The sequence below is a fragment of the Sphingomonas trueperi genome (assembly GCF_040545965.1).
GTDB lineage: Bacteria > Pseudomonadota > Alphaproteobacteria > Sphingomonadales > Sphingomonadaceae > Sphingomonas > Sphingomonas trueperi_C.
In genome coordinates this window covers 253,650-272,067 of record NZ_JBEPMV010000001.1, presented here as the reverse complement: position 1 = coordinate 272,067, position 18,418 = coordinate 253,650, and the positions used below count along the sequence as shown (strand labels likewise).

The following is an 18,418-nucleotide window of genomic DNA, read 5'->3' as shown; positions in this document are numbered from 1 at the left end:
TAGGGGAGAAAAGGGGTAGCGGGCGACCCGAAGGTCACCCGCTGTATCCCAAATGCAAGTAATGGTCGGGGAGAGAGGATTCGAACCTCCGGCCCCTGCCTCCCGAAGACAGTGCTCTACCAGGCTGAGCTACTCCCCGACGGAGTCCGGTCTACAATGCTTTCGGGAGCAGACCGGCTTGAGCTTGGAGGCGCGCCTATAAGGGTGGGTTGGCCGAGCCGTCAAGCGGTTCGTTGCAGCAAAAAGACACGGACGTGCATTTTTTCCGCGTTGCACCGTTTCTCGCTCTCGACCGCCCCTCGGCGGACCGATAAGCCTCGCCGCCAATGTCGCCGATCGAAGCCGTCGCTACCCTGCTGGGGCTCGCCAATGTCGCGCTGGTCGTGCGGCGGAGCCTGTGGAACTATCCCTTCGCGCTGGCGATGGTGACGCTCTACGCCTGGATCTTCCTGCAGGCGCGGCTGTACAGCGACGCGCTGCTCCAGGGCTTCTATTTCGTCGTCAACGGCTATGGCTGGTGGAACTGGCGGCAGGCCAAGGCGGCGGCAGGGGAGGTGCCGGTGGTCCGGCTGTCCAACCGCGCGCGGCTCGGCTGGGCGACGGGTGCCGCGCTTGCCGCGCTCGGCTGGGGTGCGCTGATGCATCGGCTGACCGACGCGGCCTTTCCCTGGTGGGACGGCACGATCGCGGTGCTGAGCATCGTCGCGCAGATCCTCCAGTCGCGCCGCGCCTGGGAATGCTGGCCGCTGTGGATCGCGGTGGACCTGCTCGCCATCCCGCTGTTCCTGGTCAAGGGGCTACATCTGACCGCCGGGCTCTATTGCCTTTTCCTCGCGCTTTCGGTGTGGGGAGCGATCGACTGGACCAGGGCCCGCGCATGATTCCCCGTACGATCTGTCTTCACGGCCCGGAAAGCACGGGCAAGACCACCGTCGCCGCGCGGCTGGCCGAGGTGCTGGGCGGCACCGTGCTCGACGAATATGGCCGCGAATATGCCGAGGCACGCGGCACCGACTTCACGATGCGCGACCTGGTCGAGATCGCCAAGACGCACGACGCCGGTACCCGGATGATGCTGGAGACGGCGCGGTTGCCGCTGATCCTCGATACCGATCCCTTGATGACGGCGGTGTGGGCGGACATGCTGTTCGGCACGCGCGATCCCTGGTTCGATGCGTGGCAGGGCACGGCGGATTGCTACCTGCTGTTCGACATCGACCTGCCCTGGGTGGCGGACGGCACAAGGCTGTTCGGAACCCGCGAATTGCGGCAGCGCTTCTTCGATCTCTCGCGCGCCGAACTCGATCGCCGCGGCGTGCCCTGGGCGCTGGTGCAGGGAGAAGGGGAGGCGCGCACCGCCGCCGCGCTCGCCGCAATCGAGGCTTTTGGGCAACAGATCTGAGGAACCGGCAGCCGCCGGAATTCTGTCACAGGAAGTTCACAATCCAAGCCTAGCGCCGCCCCCGACGGCAACGGGGAACTACAGATCAAGTCGTTAGGACAGCCGGCGAAAGGCCGGGCTGCGTTCTTGCGCGCCGTCCACACAGAAGATCAAGATATCCATTCGGGGAAAACCAATGCTGAATCTCGCGCGCGACAAGCGCAGCCTGCTGATCGGCGCCGCCCTTGGCGCGCTGTTGACGTCCGACATCGCCTTTGCCCAGGAAACGCAGGCGACTGACGGCCTGAGCGAAATCGTCGTCACCGCCGAGCGCCGCCCGGAAAACCAGCAGGACGTGCCGCTTTCGGTCGCGGTGCTGCCGGCATCGCAGGCGCGCGACTATACCGCGGGCGGCGACGACACGCTGCTCGCGCTCTCGGGCAAGGTGCCGGGCCTGTACGTCGAATCCTCGACCGGCCGCATCTTCCCGCGCTTCTACATCCGCGGCCTCGGCAACGTCGATTTCTACCTCGGCGCGTCGCAGCCGGTGTCGATCATCCAGGACGACATCGTCCTCGAGCATGTCGTGATGAAGTCGAACCCGGTGTTCGACGTGAACCAGATCGAAGTGCTGCGTGGTCCGCAGGGCTCGCTGTTCGGCCGCAACACCACGGCCGGCATCATCAAGTTCGATTCGATCCGCCCGTCGCAGCAGTTCGAGGGTCGCGGCACGGCGAGCTATGGCAGCTATAACAGCGTCAATGTCGATGCGGGCGTCGGCGGTCCGATCATCCAGGACAAGCTCGCCTTCCGCATCTCCGGGCTGTACCAGCACCGCGACGATTACATCGACAACAGCTACACCGGCCCCAGCGCCGACGGGACGCGCGTTGGCCGCAAGGATGCCGCGGGCGGCTTCAACGAGCGCGACGTGCGCCTCCAGCTGCTCGCGACGCCGAACGAGAGCCTGTCGATCCTCGCCTCGGGCCATGCCCGCTGGTATGACGGCACCGCCACCGTGTTCCGCCGCGGCGCGCTGAACCTCGGCTCCAACCAGATCAACGGCGTGCAGTTCACCCGCGCGCGCTGGGACGAAGGCGCCGACAACCCGCAGAACTACAAGACCGCCGGCGGCTCGGTGCACATCAACTGGGATCTGGGCCCGGTCACGCTGACCTCGATCACCGGTTACGAGACGCTGTCCGGCTATAGCCGCGGCGATACCGACGGCGGCGCAGCGCCCGATTTCGGCAATGCCGGCTTCGGCGAATCGATGGGCCGCGTGAAGGGCCTCGACCAGTGGACCGAGGAATTCCGTGTCGCCAGCAACGGCGAGGGCCCGCTCAAGTGGCAGGTCGGCGCGATGTATTTCGACGCGCGCGACATCACCGAATTCTACCAGCGCGCCTATTTCCTGAGCGGCACCGCCAACAACCCGAACAACTGGGTGCAGCTGCACAACATGAACACTAGCTGGGCGGTGTTCGGCCAGGCGAGCTACGAGCTCGCGCCGAAGCTGACGATCACCGCCGGCGGTCGCGTGACCGAGGACACCAAGACCACCGACCTGCTGAAGACCGCCGACACAATCGCGGGGGGCGTTACCTATACCGGCCGTCGTCATGTGCGCCTGTCGGATACCCAGCCGAGTTGGGACCTGAGCGCGCGCTACGAGATCAATCCGGACATCAGCGTCTATGCCCGCGTCGCCAAGGGTTTCCGTGGTCCCACGATCCAGGGCCGTTCGGCGGTGTTCAACTCGGACTTCACCACCGCGAATTCGGAGAAGATCCTGTCGTGGGAAACGGGTGTGAAGACCCAGCTGGGCCGCACGCTGCGCTTCAACCTGTCGGGCTTCTACTACACGGTCGACGACATCCAGCTGAACGGCAACGACCTCAACGGCAACGGCGTGCTGCTCAATGCCCACAAGGCCAAGGCCTATGGCATGGAAGCCGATGCCGATTGGCGTCCGGTGCGCAACCTGTCGATCCAGGCCGGCCTGAGCCTGCTGCACAGCGAGATCGACGACAAGAACCTCGAGGCGCAGGTCTGCGCGTTCGGCGGCGCGGTGACCTGCACCGTGCTCGATCCGCTGCGCAAGCAGGGCTCGCTGTTCCTGGCGAAGATCGACGGCAACCCGCTGCCCAACGCGCCGGAATATAATGTCAGCCTGAACGCCCGGTATGACATTCCGATGGACATTGGCGGCAAGCTGTTCCTGGCGACCGACTGGAACCTGCAGGGCTACACCAACTTCGTGCTCTACGAGACGAAGGAGTTCACCGCGAACGGCAACTTCGAAGGCGGCCTGAAGATCGGCTACACCGCCGAGAACGACGCCTGGGAAGTCGCCGGCTTCATCCGCAACCTGACCGGTGAGAAGAATCTGAAGGGCGTGATCGAGAACTACCGTGCCGCCGTGCTCAACGAGCCGCGCGTGTTCGGCGTCTCGCTGAGCGGCAAGTTCAAGTAAGCCGAACCGGCCGTGCCTCCCCCGGCGGGGGAGGTGCGGCGGGCACGAGAAAAGGGCAGCCGCGGGATCTCCGCGACGGCCCTTTTTCCTTATCCGCGTCTGGTCAGTTCGACGGCGCGAGCTTGGTGTTCAGCACCCAGCCGACATTGTCGTTCTCGTCGGCGACTTCCCACCACAGGCCGTCCTTTTTGCCGGTCGGGTAGAGGATCGCCCCCACGGGCACCGTGCGGACCACCTTGCCGGTCGCGGCGGGCATGGTGCGCATCGCGACGGGCGCCTGGGCAGTGAAGGTCTTGGTCGGCGCCGCCTGCGCGGTGCCCTCGTCGCCCGGCCGTACCAGGCCCAGTTCGTTGACCATCTTCGAATAGGCGTCGATGAACGCCAGCGTCACGATGCGGCCGATATCAGTATTGTCATAGCCGCCGCCGACCGCACCCAGCCCGCCGCCGATGAAGCCGATGCCGCCGCCGGCGCCCCAGCTCACGCTGTTCTTCGAGGCATAGCCTTCCTGCGTCGCAATCGTCTCGGTGGTGCGGACGTTGGTGAGCGACAGGACGGTATTCGCCTCCATCTTGCGCGACTTGATGCCGCCCAGCAGGCCGCCGATCGGTCCGCCGATCACGCCGCCGGCCGCGCCGGCTACACCGCTGCCCGCCGCGTTGCGGTTCGATGCCTGCACCTCGGCGACGAGCACATAGTCCGCCGCCTTGATCTGGCCCTGGCCGACATTTGCGCCGCGCTGGTGGCCGAGATCGCCGCCGATGTTGCGCTCCAGCTGCGCCGCCTGCAGGCCCGAGCCGCGATCGACGAGGTTGAAGCATCCCGAGCGCTGCACCAGCACCTTGAGGAGCTTCTGCGGCGGCGCCAGCGAATATTGCGTCCAGCCACGGGGATCGTCGCCGTCGACGATCGACAGCGTGCCCAGCTTGCGCGCGCAATGCGGCACGTCCTGCATCGCCTGTTCCTGCGTGCGCTGGGTCTTGGTCGGCTTGCTCTGGGCGAGTGCGGGGACCGCGCCCACGCACAATGCCATCGCCCCGGCGGCGCCGAGCAACTGCTTCATCATGATACTAAAACCTCCCTGTACAACCAGGCGGTCCGAAGTGGGAAAAGACCGCCCCCCGGTCGCGTCCGTAACAGAATGGATCGTCGCGGCCTAGCGCGCTTGCGACCTCGTGCAATCCGGTACTTTGGCTTTTGCCCGCAGCCTGCTATCGGCCGCGGAATCATGGCCACCGACATCACCAAGATCCGCAATTTCTCGATCATCGCGCATATCGACCATGGCAAGTCGACGCTCGCCGACCGGCTGATCCAGCGCACCGGCGGGCTGGCCGATCGCGAAATGTCCGAGCAAGTCCTTGATAACATGGACATCGAGAAGGAGCGCGGGATCACCATCAAGGCGCAGACCGTGCGCCTGGAATGGAAGGGCCATGTCCTCAACCTGATGGACACGCCCGGTCACGTCGACTTCGCCTATGAGGTGAGCCGCAGCCTCGCCGCCTGCGAGGGCGCGCTGCTCGTCGTCGACGCGGCGCAAGGCGTGGAAGCGCAGACGCTGGCAAATGTCTACCAGTCGATCGAGCATGACCACGAGATCATTCCCGTGATCAACAAGATCGACCTGCCCTCGGCCGAGCCGGAGAAGGTCCGCGCCGAGATCGAGGACGTGATCGGCCTCGACGCCTCCAACGCCGTTCTCGCCAGCGCCAAGAGCGGCATCGGCATCGACGAGATCCTCGACGCGATCGTCGAGCGCATCCCGTCCCCCAAGGGCGATCCCGCTGCCCCGCTCAAGGCGATGCTGGTCGACAGCTGGTACGATCCCTATCTCGGCGTCGTCATCCTCGTCCGCGTGATCGACGGCTCGATCAAGAAGGGCCAGCAGGTCAAGTTCATGCAGACCGGCACGACCCATCTGGTCGACCGTGTCGGCGCCTTCCGCCCCAAGATCGAGCAGCTGCCCGACCTCGGCCCCGGCGAGATCGGCTTCATCACCGCGCAGATCAAGGAAGTCGCCCAGGCCCGCGTCGGCGATACGCTGACCGACGCCAAGAAGCCCGCCGCCGAGGCGCTGCCGGGCTTCAAGGAAGTCCAGCCGGTCGTCTTCTGCGGCCTGTTCCCGGTCGACGCGGCGGACTTCGAGAAGCTGCGCGAGAGCATCTCCAAGCTGCGCCTCAACGACGCGTCGTTCAGCTTCGAGATGGAAACCTCGGCCGCGCTCGGCTTCGGCTTCCGCTGCGGCTTCCTCGGCCTGCTGCACCTGGAGATCATCCAGGAGCGGCTGATGCGCGAGTATGACCTCGACCTCATCACCACCGCGCCGAGCGTGGTCTACAAGATGCAGCTCACCAAGTCCGCCGGCGAGGCCGAGGGCAAGGAGATCGAGCTCCACAACCCCGCCGACATGCCCGATCCCAACCGGATCGAGGAGATCCAGGAGCCGTGGATCCAGGCGGTGATCTACATGCCCGACGAATATCTGGGCCCCATCCTCAAGCTCTGCCAGGATCGCCGCGGCATCCAGAAGAACCTCACCTATGTCGGCGGCCGCGCGCAGCTGACCTATGAGCTGCCGCTCAACGAAGTGGTGTTCGACTTCTACGATCGCCTCAAGTCGATCAGCCGCGGCTATGCCAGCTTCGACTATGAGCAGATCGGCTACCGCGCCGGCGACCTCGTCAAGATGGGCATCCTGGTCAACAACGAGCCGGTCGACGCGCTGAGCATGATCGTCCACCGCTCGACGGCCGAGAGCCGCGGCCGCGGCATGTGCGAGCGCCTCAAGGACCTGATCCCGCGCCACCTGTTCAAGATCCCGATCCAGGCGGCGATCGGCGGCAAGGTGATCGCCCGCGAGACGATCGCCGCGATGCGCAAGGACGTGACAGCGAAATGCTATGGCGGCGACGCCAGCCGCAAGCGGAAGCTGCTGGACAAGCAGAAGGAAGGCAAGAAGCGGATGCGCGAGTACGGCAGCGTGCAGATCCCGCAGGAAGCCTTCATCGCCGCGCTGCGGATGGGCGAAGAGTAAGGTAACCTTAGCTCCTCCCCGGGACGGGGAGGGGGACATGGGCGTCAGTCCATGGTGGAGGGGCCGCCGCGCAAGCGGCGGGGTTCCTGCGCGCTCGACCCGACCCGCGCCTGCCGGCGCGGCCCCTCCACCACGCGGCTGCGCCGTGCGGTCCCCCTCCCCGTACCGGGGAGGGATTAGGTCACCGCCCCCGCGCCGCCTTCCATTCCGCCCAGCTGTCCGTCCGCGCGGCGGCTTCCCATTCGACCTGCGCCGCGGCCATGCGGCGTTCGGCGTCGCGTTGCGCGCGCCGGCGTTCGTCCCAGTCGGGGCCGCTGACCGTCGAGGTGCCCGGCGACCGCGCATATAGCGGAAGTGGCGGCCGCTCCGGCTCGCCGCATTCGGCCCAGACCTTGCGGCGGATCGCGTCGAGCTTCGCGCTCATCGGATGCGCGAATTCCTGCTCGCGGCCGTGCGGGCCATAGTCGGTCGTGAACAAGCTGATCATCGCATCCGACATGCCGGCATTGGCGAGGATCAGCTCGATATGGGTGAGCTGGCGCAGCGTATAGTCGGCGGCGACGATCCGGCCCTCCAGCCGCAGCTGGCGCTCGCTGCGCACCTTGGCGGCATAGCGGGTGAACAGCGTATCCAGGACCTTGCGCATCTCCTCCGGCATCTTCGCGTCGGGCTCGGCCAGCGCCATATATTCCGCCTTGCGCCGCGCGCAGACCGGGCAGGGGGTGGGGGCCTCCTCGCGCGCGACCGTGGCGGGATGGCGGGTTCCGGGCGGCAGCGCGGCGGGCGCGCCGTACTTCTCGGGATTGCGGTGGCGGAGGATGAACATCAGCAGGCGATCATTGTACCAGCGCTTCTCGCCGCACTGCTCGCCCTTGTAGAAGACCGGCACCGGCACGCCGTCGATCGCGCGTTCGAGCGCGATGTCCTGAAGCCGATCGAGCCCGGCGGTGAGCGCCGCCTCCCAGGCGGCGCGGAAGCCGGCGCCCTCGGGGTGGAGGCGCAGCATATAGGCGCCCTCCTTGGCCATGTTGATCGACCGCGCCGCCGCAGTGACCGATCCGGTGACGGCGAGCGCGGCGATGAACGCGCGCTGCCGCTCGGGCGTCCAGCCGTCGACACGGTGTTTGCGGGGTACCGGCGTGAAGTCCGGCACGACGAAGTCGGGGTTCGAGCGGTTCTTCATGTCCGCGCATATAACCAAATAGGTTCGTGTAGGACAGAAGGAAACTGCGCTAGATGACGTGTTAGGTCACCGCTCTCGACTGACTCGGGTCCTTACACAGTGGGAAGACCGGTCGCGCCAGAAGCTGACACGACGGGCGCAGTACCGCGCTGAATTCCAGCCGTGCAGGTTGCGCGTCAGGCACTTCGTCGAGGGGCGCGTGCCATATCGCGGTGGCCGCCGCAGTACGAACTCCACTTCCGCATACGTCGAGTGCGCGCGCAACACAGCACTGGCACGGGTAGGCTGGTCACGACATTACCGCAAAGATGAAGATTTGCATTGGGTGCAAATATACTTGCCCTATTTTTTCCCGGCAAATACGCCGAACAACGAAAAGTCTGCATTCATGACGCCGTAAGACCCGCCCACTTCTTGAGCCGAGGGCCCAGCGAACTGGCCTTCCACTCGTCCCGCGGAGACCCCCGAGATCTTGATTCGATCCGAAAACTTTGACCCGTTCAGGGTTGCATCGAATGTCAAATCCAATCCCGTACCGCTTACGGATGCCGGGAGGCCGGTGGCAAAGTCATAGAAGTTGAAATTGCTGAGGTTGCCCGACAAATGGCCGGATGAGAAATCGGCAGCCATCTGGAACTGGGAGGTGGTGCGATAGGCGCTAGGATTGATCGCGATCCCATAAGACATGCCAGAGTACGTGGCCGAGCCCGTTCTTGGCATAGCGGTCGGGTCCGTCCATGCGTTGCTGACGGCCGCAAATCTGGTGATGAACGTATAGTGATCCTGATCAACTGACGGCGGTTTGCGATAAAACGCGTTCAGCTGAAGGTAGGTTAACGGCAAATCCTTGAAGCCGATCATATCGAAGTTCGATCGAGTGCCGTCTGCCGCCACAACGCTCCAGGATTTATGGTTCACTCCCGGAGGCGTGGCAATTTGAGCTACAATATCGCGTTCTGTGAAAATCTGCGTGGAGCCGGGATTATATTCCACATTGATGGTTTTAAAATCATCGTTGGTTGATATAACATAATTCGCGTTGAGTACGCTTGGTGAATAGACGTTGGCGGTTTCTACCGGGCCTACGCTGTCGATCGCAGCGTTGGGACCACTGTAATATCTGACCGTCGGCGTGGGTGCGGGTGTCGGGGTAGGCACCGGAGTGGGCGTTGGACCGGGCGTTGGTGTCGGTGCCGGAGCAGGGGTAGGTCCGGGCGTAGGCGTAGGCGTAGGCGTAGGCGTAGGCGTAGGCGTAGGCGTAGGCGTAGGCGTAGGCGTAGGCGTAGGCGTAGGCGTCGGCGTGGGCGTCGCGGCCGGAGCGGGAGCTGGAATCGATGCCGGCGCCGAATTGGCACTCCCACCGCCGCAGCCCGATAGGTGAAGCGCCAAAACGGACGCCACCACAACCCGTTTATATTCCATCTGCTCAGCCCCCTAAGTGCCGGATCCCCATCCGGCCTGAATTATTCAACCTGCGTAAATGCGCCGCTGTGCCAGCGCAACGTTGGGGTTCGTGAGTAGGGTGGCGTCCTTCAGTAGCGCCAAATGGCACTCGTCCCTTTGCCTCGACATCACCTGTTTTGCTCCGCACGCAGATTGTCGAGGGGCATCTACCGCGTGCCCCCACCCCGCCGCGCCGCCCGCACGATCACTGCCGACCCCAGCAGCGCAGCCGAGACGATCGCCGCCACCGCCACCAGCCCGCCGGTGGTGATCCGCGCCTCCAGTGCAACCGTGTCGCCGACGCGCAGGGTTGCATACGCCCCGGTGAGAGCGATGCGGGGCGGCTGGGTGGGGAGGGGATCGGCCATGGCCGCTTCTACCGCGAATCCCGTTTTGAGGCACGCGCTGCGTGTCGGCCGCGCGATCGTTCCGCCGCCGAATGAACCATTCCGGCAGACCAACGTTATGGGGCCGTCCTTATCAGATGGTTTCCAGCGTGAGTCAGAACGTGTCGCATCCCCGTCTTTCCCTGCCAGCGCGGTATCGCCGCTGGGGGATTCCGGGAGTCGCGGCGGCACTGGTCTGCGCCGCGCCGGCCGCCGCGCAAGGCTATGCCGCCAAGCAGCTCGGCGACTGGACGGTCGCCGCCAGCAAGGACGGATCGGGCTGCTTTATCAGCCGCAGCTTCGACCAGCCCGGCGGCACCACGCTGTTGCTGGGCATGGACCGCGACGGCAGCAACCATTTCTCGGTGCTCAACGAGAATTGGTCGATCCGCCCGCAGGACCGGCTCAAGCTCACCTTCCGCCTCACCCAGGGCGGCTACCCCAATCACCAGGCGATCGGCATCGTCGCGGACGGCAAGCAGGGCTTCGTCGCGGCGTTCGATCCCAAATTCCCGACTTCGTTCGCCGGCTCCAAGGCGCTGCACATCGATCGCGGCACCACGCCGGTCGCGCGGCTGCCGCTCGACGGCAGCGGGGCGGCGGTGGCGGAGCTCCAGCGCTGCGTCGCGACCCAGCACGGGCAGCCCAAGGCGGCGGCGAGCGACGACGGGATTCCCCGCGATCCCTTCGCCGAGCGCCCCAAGCCGAGGCGCAAGCGGTGATGCGGGAACGTTTCGCCCTGCGTTCGGCTCGGTCCGACGGACATCCGGCACAGCCGGACCGAATCGGGATTGTTGCGGGCCCGTTGCTCCGGCTTGGTGAAGCGGCCTTAAGTTTTCTTAACGAGTGAAAGGTGTGTATATGCGTACTGGTATGAAGTTTGCTCCGGTTGCCATGCTGATGATCGGCGCGGTGGGTCTGAGCGGTTGCGCCACCAAGAAGTATGTCCGCGAGCAGATCGCGCCGGTGAGCCAGCGCGTCGATGCGCTCGAGACGCGCCTCCAGGAGACCGACGGCACCGCCAAGCAGGCGCTGTCGCAGGCCCAGGCCGCTGCGGGCCAGGCCCAGCAGAACGGCCAGCGTCTCGACCAGATCAACGGCCGCGTCGACACGCTCGACCAGCAGCAGCAGGCGCTGTCGCAGCAGGTCCAGCAGCAGAACGCCAAGCCGCGCAAGCGTCCGCGCAACTAAGCGGAACCTTGCTGCCTCGGCAGTTTGCCAGGGTATTCGGGTGGCCGCGCTTCGGGGCGGCCACCCTTTTTATTGAGCGAAACTATCGATGATCCAAGGCTTACTCGCGCTGGCCGGGCTGGCGCTGCTCGTTCCCCCCACTGCCGCCGTTCCCCTCCAGGATGCCAAACCCAAGGTCGCCGCGCCCAAGAAGGCGGCGCCCAAGAAGGGCAAGCACGCGCCCGCCAAGCCCAAGGCTGCGGCGCCCAAGCCGGACGCGCCCAAGCTCCAGCCCTCGGCTGAGGCGCTGCGGGTGCAGGACTGGGTGTCCTCGGCCGGGGACAATCACGGGCTGCCCTATCTGATCGTCGACAAGCCCCATGCCGCGCTGTTCCTCTATGATGCGAGCGGCAAGCAGCTGGCGGCGGTGCCGGTGCTGATCGGCATCGCGCCGGGCGACGATGCCACCCCGGGGATCGGCGCCAAGCAGCTTTCCGAGATCGGCCCGGCCGAGAAGACCACGCCGGCCGGGCGCTATCTCGCCAGGTTCGGCCTCGCGATCGGCAAGGAGCGGGTGCTGTGGGTGGACTACTACACCTCGGTCGCGCTGCACCCGGTGCCGACGGGCGCCGCGGCGCGCAAGGAGAAGCGGCGCGAGCGGCTCGCCTCGCCGACGCCCGACGACAACCGCATCACCTTCGGCTGCATCAACGTGCCGTCGAGCTTCTACGCCAAGCTGCTGAGCCCGATGTACAAGGGCAAGGGCGGCTATGTGTACATCCTGCCCGACAGCAAGCCGATCGAGGATGTGTTCCCCGCGCTCCACGTCCAGTCGGTCGCCGCGCGCTGAGCCGCAAGAAAACGCCCGGCCGCTGGGGGAGCGACCGGGCGAGGCGGTTCTTCGGGGGGACGAAGACCTAGAAGTTGAAGCGCACCGACGCGGCCAGCGTGCGGCCCTGCACCGATCGTGCCCAGCCGATGCCGGTGGTGGGCATGCTCGCCTGGTTGATGTCGAGGAAGCCCTTGGCGTTGAACAGGTTGGTGCCGGTCAGCGCGACGTCGATCGCCTTGGTCGGGTGCGCGATCACGAAGGCGCCGACGGTGGTGAAGCCGGGCATCTTGAGCTGGTTGATGTCCTGCGAATAGCTGCTGGTGATCGCCACCACGCTGGTGCCGACGGTGACGTACTTCAGGTCGATCTGCGGAGCCGCCTGCAGCGTCCACGCCGGCTGGTGGCGCGGTTCCTTGCCGGTCAGCGTCGGATCGAAATAGTCCTTGGTGATCTTCGCCTTGGTGTAGGTCGCACCGCTCGTCATGCTGAATGGGCCGCGGCGAATGCCGCCTTCCAGCTCGAGGCCATAGGTGCGGTACTTGCGATAGGTCTGCGTCGCCAGGCCGTTGAGCTGGTTGTGGTCGTCGGCATAGGCGAGGAAGGCGGTGGCGTTGAAGGTGATGCCGTTCTTGCGGAACTTCACGCCGCCTTCGAGCTGCTTCACCGCGTCATAGGCCTGGCGCGCTTCGACCAGCTTGCCGGTGGCGTTGTCGATCGCGCTGGTGAACAGGATCTTGTCCGCATTGACGCGGCCGCCGCGGCTGTAGCGCGCGAAGAAGGCCAGCGGCTCGGCGGCGCGATAATTGACGCCCACCGAATAGCTCAGATAGCGGAAGTCGTAATTCACCGGCGCCGGATTGCCGAGCGGCAGCGCCGAGACGCGGGTTTCGGCCGCGCTCAGCTTGCCGTCGCCGTTCATGTCGTAGCTGACCGTGCCGTTGCGACCGCCGCCCAGATCGGCGCCGACCATGGACCCGCGGGCATGGCCGGTATCGTAGCGCAGGCTGCCGCCGATCGCGAGCTTGCCGACATGATAGTTCACCGAGGCATAGGGCGCCAGGAAGCTGTAATCCATGTCGAACGAGCGGCGCAGCTTGGGCCCATTGCGGCTATAGGCATAGACGCCGTCCTGGGTCTGCGCGACGCCCGCGGCGTTGGTGAGGTTGACCAGCGAGCTGGCGCCGTCACCGGCGACATCGGTCACCATCGAGATCTGCAGCGCGTCCACCGCGACGCTCTGGGTTGCCACGTACAGGCCGGCGGTGGTCGTCAGGTCGCCGGCGCCGACCTTCCACACGCGGGTAGCGCGGAAGTCGTTGGCGAAATGGTCGGCCGTGTTGAGCTTGTAGACATTGGCGAAATAGTTCGCGAGCAACCCGTTGCCGTTCGCCGTCGACGACACCGCCTTGCCGGCGTTCGGCCCGTTGAAATAGGTGGCCGTGGCGCCCGCGCCGGCAAGCGACGCCGCCAGCGTCGCCACCGGGGCGACGGTGCTGGGGAAGGCGCGCAGGAACTCGCCCGAATTCTTCGAGAAGCGCGCACGATCGGTGAAGGTCCAGCCGGCGACGTCGAACTGGCCCTCGAAGCCGATCGACTTGGACTCGACACTCTGCCCGCGCTTGATCGCGAAGGCGCGGGGCTGGTTCTGCCCGTCCAGCGTCAGCAGCGTGGGCACGTTGGGCGAGTACATCGAATCCTTGAGGATATCGAAGCCCGGGACATTGCCGATCACCGGCTTGTCGTTGGTGCCGGTCAGCGTGATCGGATAGGTGGCATAGCTCGGCGCGCGATCCTGGAGCAGGCTGCCATAGAGCCGGACATAGCCGTTCGAGAATTCCTTGGTGACGTTCAGCTTGACCTGGCCGCCGTTGAACGAGGTCATGCCGGTCGCGCGCGGGCCTTCGCCGACGCGGTAGAAGCCGCCGACATGGAAGCGGATCGTCTTGCTGAGATGCGCACCGTAATCGAGGTCGACGCGCTTCGAGTCATAATCGAGCCCGGTTGAGACCTGGATCGAACCGCCCTCGACATCGCCGGTCTTGGAGATCAGGTTGATCAGGCCGCCCGGCGAGTTCGACGCGAAGGTGGAGGCCGAGCCGCCGCGGATCGTCTCGATCTGCGCGATGTTGAAATCGGCGCGGAAGAAGCTGTCGCCGGCGATGTTGAACAGATCGTTGAACTCGACGACGGGCAGGCCGTCCTCTTCGAGCAGCACGTATTTGGAGCCGCCCGAGCCGATCGGCAGGCCGCGCACGGTATAGTTGTTGTTGCCCTCGCTCACGCCGTTCTCGACGCGGATGCCCGGCATGGTGCGCAGGATGTCGGCGAGCCCGACCGGGCCCAGCTTCTGCGCTTCGGTGCCCTTGAGCGAGCTGGTGGAGGTGGCGCTGTCCAGACGGTCGCGGCCCTTGGCGACGCCGGTGGAGAAGACCTCCTTCTCGGCGGCGGGTTGCGATTCCTGCGGCTTGGCCGCGCGGTCCGGGCTGGCCTTGGTCTGGGCCAATGCCTGCGTGGAAACCGAGGTCGTTGCGATTAGCGTCAACAGCAGCGCTGAAATCTTCACCGGTGCACCCTTTAATTCGTTTCGACTGCGATCCCTCTTGCTGCCCTTATAGGCGGCAGTTGAACCGGAATGGTTGCGGCAAGGTGCGGTTATACTTGCAAATGCCGCATTTTACGTAGTCAACCGGAGGCATGAACATGATGCATGTCTGGCGCTGTCATGAAAGTAGTTGGACAGGAAAGTCGTTACTTCGGCATGCGTTGTTGCGGGATGTGAAGAGGTGCGCCCGGATCGGCATCGTTTCGCCAACCAATGCGGGTGCAGCGAGGTGCCCGCAGGAGGGTCGCCGTCGTTTTACGGTTTTCTAAGCCCGCTCTGCCATGGTCCGCTCCCTCCGCCGCTTCCGGCGAAGCAGCATCCGGGGAGAGTAACATGCAGCGCCTGCCGCTGATCGCGCCGCAGCCGCCGCGGTTGAGCCAGATGACCGACGCACTCCGCGCCATCGAGGCGCGCGGCACCTACTCGAACGGCGGCCCGGTGGTGCACGGGTTCGAGGCGGCGGCGACGGCGCGGCTGTTCGGCGGGCAGGGCGCATGTCTCGCGGTCGCCAATGCGACGATCGGGCTGATGCTGGCGATCCGCCACGCCGCAGGGCCGCGCGCGGGTAGCGATGCGCTGGCGCTCGTCCCTGCCTTCACCTTCGCGGCGACCGCGCAGGCGGTACAATGGGCAGGGCTCACCCCGGTGCTCTGCGACATCGACCCCGAGGACTGGACGATGCGCGCCGATGCCGAGGCAGCGGCGTTCGAGCGCTATGGCGATCGGATCGCGGTGGTCGTGCCCTATGCCACCTTCGGCGCGAGCCTCGATCTGGCGCGCTACCGCGACTATCACGCGCGCGGCGTGGGCGTGGTGGTGGATGCGGCGGCCTCGTTGGGAGCGGCCGATGCGCAGGGACAGCAGTTCGGCGCGGGGGCGCCGTTCCCGATCGTGTATTCGATGCACGCCACCAAGGTGTTCGCCACCGCCGAGGGTGGCCTGATCCATAGCGGCGACACCGCGCTCGTCGAAACGCTGCGGCGGATGAGCAATTTCGGCTTCGATGGCGCCCGCTCGGCGGAAGGGCCGGGGCTCAACGGCAAGCTGCCTGAAGTGCTCGGCGCGCTCGCCATGGCCAAGCTGGGGGAACTGGAGGCGATCGCCGCGCATCGTGCCGCGCTCGACCGCGTCTATCGGGAGCGGTTGGGGGGCTTTGCCGATGCGCATGGCTTTCAATTCCAGGCGCTCCGTGGCTCGCGGCCCGCGCTGCAATTCCAGTCGCTGCTGCTGCCGCGCGCCTTCGCCGGGCACCGCGCGGCGATTATCGCAGCGCTGGCCGAGCAGGGGATCGGCGCCGGCCACTATTTCAGCCCGCATCTCGGCGAGCAGCCCTGGTTCCGCAGCAGCTGCGTGATCGACCGCGCGCTGCCGGTCGCCGACGACATTGCCGGGCGCATCCTGTCGCTGCCGGTCACCGACGGGATGACCGAGGCGGATGTGGACACCGTCTGCACCGCGCTGATCGATGCCTGCCGGGCCGCGGGGCTCGACGGGCTGCGCGTCGAGCGGCGCGGGCGGACAGTGCATTCGGCGCTGATCGTCGGCGGCGGCCCCGCGGGCACCGCACTGCTCACTGCCGCGACCAAAGGCGACCAGCTGGTGACCTTGGCCGAGACGGGTCTCGCGATCGTCGAGCGCGACGCAGTGCTCGGGCGCGGCGAGATTGGCAGCTATGCGATCACCTCGGACAGCACGGCGGAGACCTTCCTCACCGCGGTGAAGGACAATGTGCATGGCGACATCGCCGCGCTGACCGAGCATCCTGCCGGCCGAGAGGTGGCGCTCTATGCCGGGCGGCTGGGCGTGCCGCTGGCGCGCTCGACGCCGCTGCTGGAGGCGACCGGCGCGCGACTCGGCACGCTGGTGGCGCAGCATGGCGGTGTGGTCGCGACCCGCTCCGAGGTGGTGGAGGCGCGCCGCACCCCGCAGGGCGACTGGGCGGCGCGGGTGCGCAACCTGCTCACCGGCGACGAGCGCGTGATGCGGGCCGCCAATCTGGTGATCGCCACCGGCGGCTATCAGGATCGCGCGCATGTCGCCGCCGAGGTGATCGCCGGCACGCCGCTGGGTGACCTGGCGGACGACCGGCTGGTGCTGGGCGACGACTTCCTTCGGCTGGGCGGGCTCGACAGGCTGCGCGCGCGGCTGGCGGACGTCCGCGCGCCACGCATCGCCATTGTCGGCGGATCGACCAGCGCGATGGCCGCCGCGGTGCTGCTGCTCAAGGCGAGCCCGGCGCTGCCCTTGGGGGCAGGGGCGCTGCGGCTCTACCATCGCCGGCCGCTACGGCCCTTCTACCGCTCGGCCGAGGAGGCGCAGGCCGATGGCTTCACCGATTTCGGCCCGGACGACATCTGCCCCTTGAGCGGCTTCGTCTACCGCCTCGCCGGCTTCCGGCTGGAGGCGCGCGAACTGGTGCTGCGGATGCTCGGCATCGGCGGCCGCGCGCCCGATCCGCGCATGGCGCTGTGCCGGCTGACCAGCGACAAAGACGCGGCGATGCGTGCCGAACTCGAAGCCGCCGATGTGGTGATCGGCGCGCTCGGCTATCGCCCGCGCGCGCTGCCGCTTTACGACGTCGACGGCGTGCGCATTTCGCTCATGGCGGACCATCCCGGCCGGCCCCGGCTGGTCGACCAACGCTGCCGCGTGCTCGATGCCGAGGGGCGGGTGGTGCCCGGCGTTTATGGCCTGGGGCTCGCCTCGGGCCATGTTCCCGACGGGCCGCTGGGTGGCGAGGCGAGCTTCAGCGGCAAGGCCAACGGGCTGTGGCTGTGGCAGAACGATATCGGACGGATGATCGTCGACCAGATCCTCGCCGACCGCGCGCGCGCCGCGGCATGAGCGACGCGCCCACCCTCTCGGTGGTGATGGCGACCTATAACGGCGCCGCGCTGCTGCCCGAGACGCTGGCGAGCCTGCAGGCGCAGAGCTTCGCCGACTGGGAGCTGGTCGCGGTCGACGACGGCTCGCGCGACGATACCATTGCAGTGCTGCGGGGTGCGGGCGATCCGCGCATCCGCGTGATCGAAAGCGCGGTAAATGGCGGCCCGGTGGTCGCGCGCAACCGTGCCTTCGCCGCCGCGCGCGGGCGCTATATCGCCGGGCTCGATCAGGACGATCTCTGCCTGCCCGAGCGGTTCGCCCGGCAGGTCGCCTGGCTCGACGCGAATCCCGAGACCGTGCTGGTCAGCACCGCCACCGATTGCCTGGTCGAGGGGCGGGTGCGGGCAGGGCAGTGGGTGCGGCCGCTGACGCCCGGGCTGATCGACTGGCTGATGCTGGTGCAGAACCCGCTGGTCTGGTCCTCGGTGCTGTTCCGCGCCGATGCTGCGCGTCGGCTGGAGATCTTCGAGCGGCCCGAATGCCGCTATGTCGAGGATTTCGACCTCTACCACCGCCTGCGCGCCTTCGGCCGGATTGACCAGATCGACGCTGTGCTGACCCTCTATCGACAGCACGCCGGTGGTGCCTCGCAGGTGTTCAACGGCACGATGACTGCCCATGCCGAAGCGCTGCTCCGCGCACGGCACCGCGACTTGCTGGGCGAGGGCGCGCCGGACATTGCCGGGCTGCTGGTGCGCTATGTGATGGCCAAGACACCGATCGGTGACCGCGCGCTGCTGCGGCGCCTGTTCGACGGGATCGCGGTGCTTCGCGCGCATTTCGGGCAGCAGGGCCACGATGCCGCGACGCTTGCGCGGGTGGACCGGGAGATTTCGCGGCTGTGGTGGCGGCTGTGCCGCGCGGCGGTGCGCTCCGGTCGCCTGAAGCTGCGCCATGCACTGGCCGCGCGGCCGGCCGCGGCGGCGTTGGAGGATGCCCGGCCCGTCGACCTCGCGACGAGCGGGCTGATCGGCGCCGTCCGCGCGCGCCGGGGTTAGCGTTCCTCCCCCGCGGCGCGCAGG

At 66.7% G+C, this 18,418-nt stretch carries 14 protein-coding genes and 1 tRNA gene; 9 read left to right on the top strand and 6 right to left on the bottom strand.

The features are described 5' to 3' along the window. Positions 1–62: 62 nt before the first annotated feature. Positions 63–139, bottom strand: a tRNA-Pro gene (locus ABIC35_RS01355). 187 nt (positions 140–326) lie between these two features. Between ABIC35_RS01355 and pnuC the strand changes: the two genes are divergently transcribed. The 3 genes from pnuC (at position 327) to ABIC35_RS01340 (ending at position 3,857) form a co-directional block, all read left to right on the top strand. Next, a complete protein-coding gene (gene pnuC, locus ABIC35_RS01350) occupies positions 327–881 on the top strand; it encodes a nicotinamide riboside transporter PnuC (protein ID WP_121078475.1) in 555 nt (184 codons plus the stop codon). Beyond that, positions 878–1,402 (top strand): AAA family ATPase, encoded by a 525-nt coding sequence (locus tag ABIC35_RS01345; RefSeq protein WP_121079563.1) that lies wholly within the window; start codon positions 878–880, stop codon positions 1,400–1,402. Before pnuC ends, ABIC35_RS01345 begins: the two co-directional genes overlap by 4 nt. Before the next feature lie 175 nt (positions 1,403–1,577). Beyond that, positions 1,578–3,857 (top strand): TonB-dependent receptor, encoded by a 2,280-nt coding sequence (locus ABIC35_RS01340; RefSeq protein WP_121078473.1) that lies wholly within the window; start codon positions 1,578–1,580, stop codon positions 3,855–3,857. Between the two features lie 103 nt (positions 3,858–3,960). Here ABIC35_RS01340 and ABIC35_RS01335 read toward each other — a convergent pair whose 3' ends face one another. After that, positions 3,961–4,923 carry a CsgG/HfaB family protein gene (locus ABIC35_RS01335; RefSeq protein ID WP_121078471.1) on the bottom strand — a complete coding sequence of 321 codons (963 nt, stop codon included), beginning with the start codon at positions 4,921–4,923 and terminating at the stop codon, positions 3,961–3,963. A 162-nt stretch (positions 4,924–5,085) separates the two neighbouring features. Between ABIC35_RS01335 and lepA the strand changes: the two genes are divergently transcribed. Beyond that, positions 5,086–6,894 (top strand): translation elongation factor 4, encoded by a 1,809-nt coding sequence (lepA, locus tag ABIC35_RS01330; RefSeq protein ID WP_121078469.1) that lies wholly within the window; start codon positions 5,086–5,088, stop codon positions 6,892–6,894. A gap of 181 nt (positions 6,895–7,075) precedes the next feature. Here the strand turns inward: lepA and ABIC35_RS01325 are convergent, their stop codons facing one another. The 3 genes from ABIC35_RS01325 to ABIC35_RS01315 form a co-directional block, all read right to left on the bottom strand. Next, the gene (locus ABIC35_RS01325; protein WP_121078466.1) at positions 7,076–8,077 is read right to left on the bottom strand and encodes a hypothetical protein; all 1,002 of its coding nucleotides are present in this window, start codon (positions 8,075–8,077) and stop codon (positions 7,076–7,078) included. A 342-nt stretch (positions 8,078–8,419) separates the two neighbouring features. After that, positions 8,420–9,235 carry a transferrin-binding protein-like solute binding protein gene (locus ABIC35_RS01320; RefSeq protein WP_183049440.1) on the bottom strand — a complete coding sequence of 272 codons (816 nt, stop codon included), beginning with the start codon at positions 9,233–9,235 and terminating at the stop codon, positions 8,420–8,422. Positions 9,236–9,687: 452 nt separating this feature from the next. Further along, positions 9,688–9,888, bottom strand: coding sequence for a hypothetical protein (locus ABIC35_RS01315; RefSeq protein WP_121078462.1), 201 nt, complete (start codon positions 9,886–9,888; stop codon positions 9,688–9,690). 140 nt (positions 9,889–10,028) lie between these two features. Here ABIC35_RS01315 and ABIC35_RS01310 point away from each other — a divergent pair, with 140 nt between their 5' ends. The 3 genes from ABIC35_RS01310 to ABIC35_RS01300 all read left to right on the top strand — a co-directional run bounded on the left by ABIC35_RS01310 (position 10,029) and on the right by ABIC35_RS01300 (position 11,926). Next, complete coding sequence (locus ABIC35_RS01310) at positions 10,029–10,628, top strand: hypothetical protein (RefSeq protein ID WP_354278175.1); 600 nt, start codon at positions 10,029–10,031, stop codon at positions 10,626–10,628. Positions 10,629–10,779: 151 nt separating this feature from the next. Beyond that, positions 10,780–11,097, top strand: a complete 318-nt coding sequence (locus tag ABIC35_RS01305; RefSeq protein ID WP_354278174.1) for a hypothetical protein — start codon at positions 10,780–10,782, stop codon at positions 11,095–11,097. An 88-nt stretch (positions 11,098–11,185) separates the two neighbouring features. Continuing rightward, positions 11,186–11,926 (top strand): hypothetical protein, encoded by a 741-nt coding sequence (locus ABIC35_RS01300; protein WP_121078458.1) that lies wholly within the window; start codon positions 11,186–11,188, stop codon positions 11,924–11,926. 67 nt (positions 11,927–11,993) lie between these two features. On the opposite strand, the gene ABIC35_RS01295 is transcribed toward ABIC35_RS01300, so the two are convergent. Beyond that, on the bottom strand, positions 11,994–14,471 hold the full coding sequence (locus ABIC35_RS01295) for a TonB-dependent receptor domain-containing protein (RefSeq protein ID WP_121078457.1): 2,478 nt from the start codon (positions 14,469–14,471) through the stop codon (positions 11,994–11,996). 372 nt (positions 14,472–14,843) lie between these two features. Between ABIC35_RS01295 and ABIC35_RS01290 the strand changes: the two genes are divergently transcribed. Then, positions 14,844–17,354 (top strand): DegT/DnrJ/EryC1/StrS family aminotransferase, encoded by a 2,511-nt coding sequence (locus ABIC35_RS01290; protein ID WP_121078455.1) that lies wholly within the window; start codon positions 14,844–14,846, stop codon positions 17,352–17,354. Further along, the gene (locus tag ABIC35_RS01285; RefSeq protein WP_121078453.1) at positions 17,351–18,394 is read left to right on the top strand and encodes a glycosyltransferase family 2 protein; all 1,044 of its coding nucleotides are present in this window, start codon (positions 17,351–17,353) and stop codon (positions 18,392–18,394) included. The genes ABIC35_RS01290 and ABIC35_RS01285 overlap by 4 nt, the downstream gene beginning before the upstream one ends. Positions 18,395–18,418: the final 24 nt, after the last annotated feature.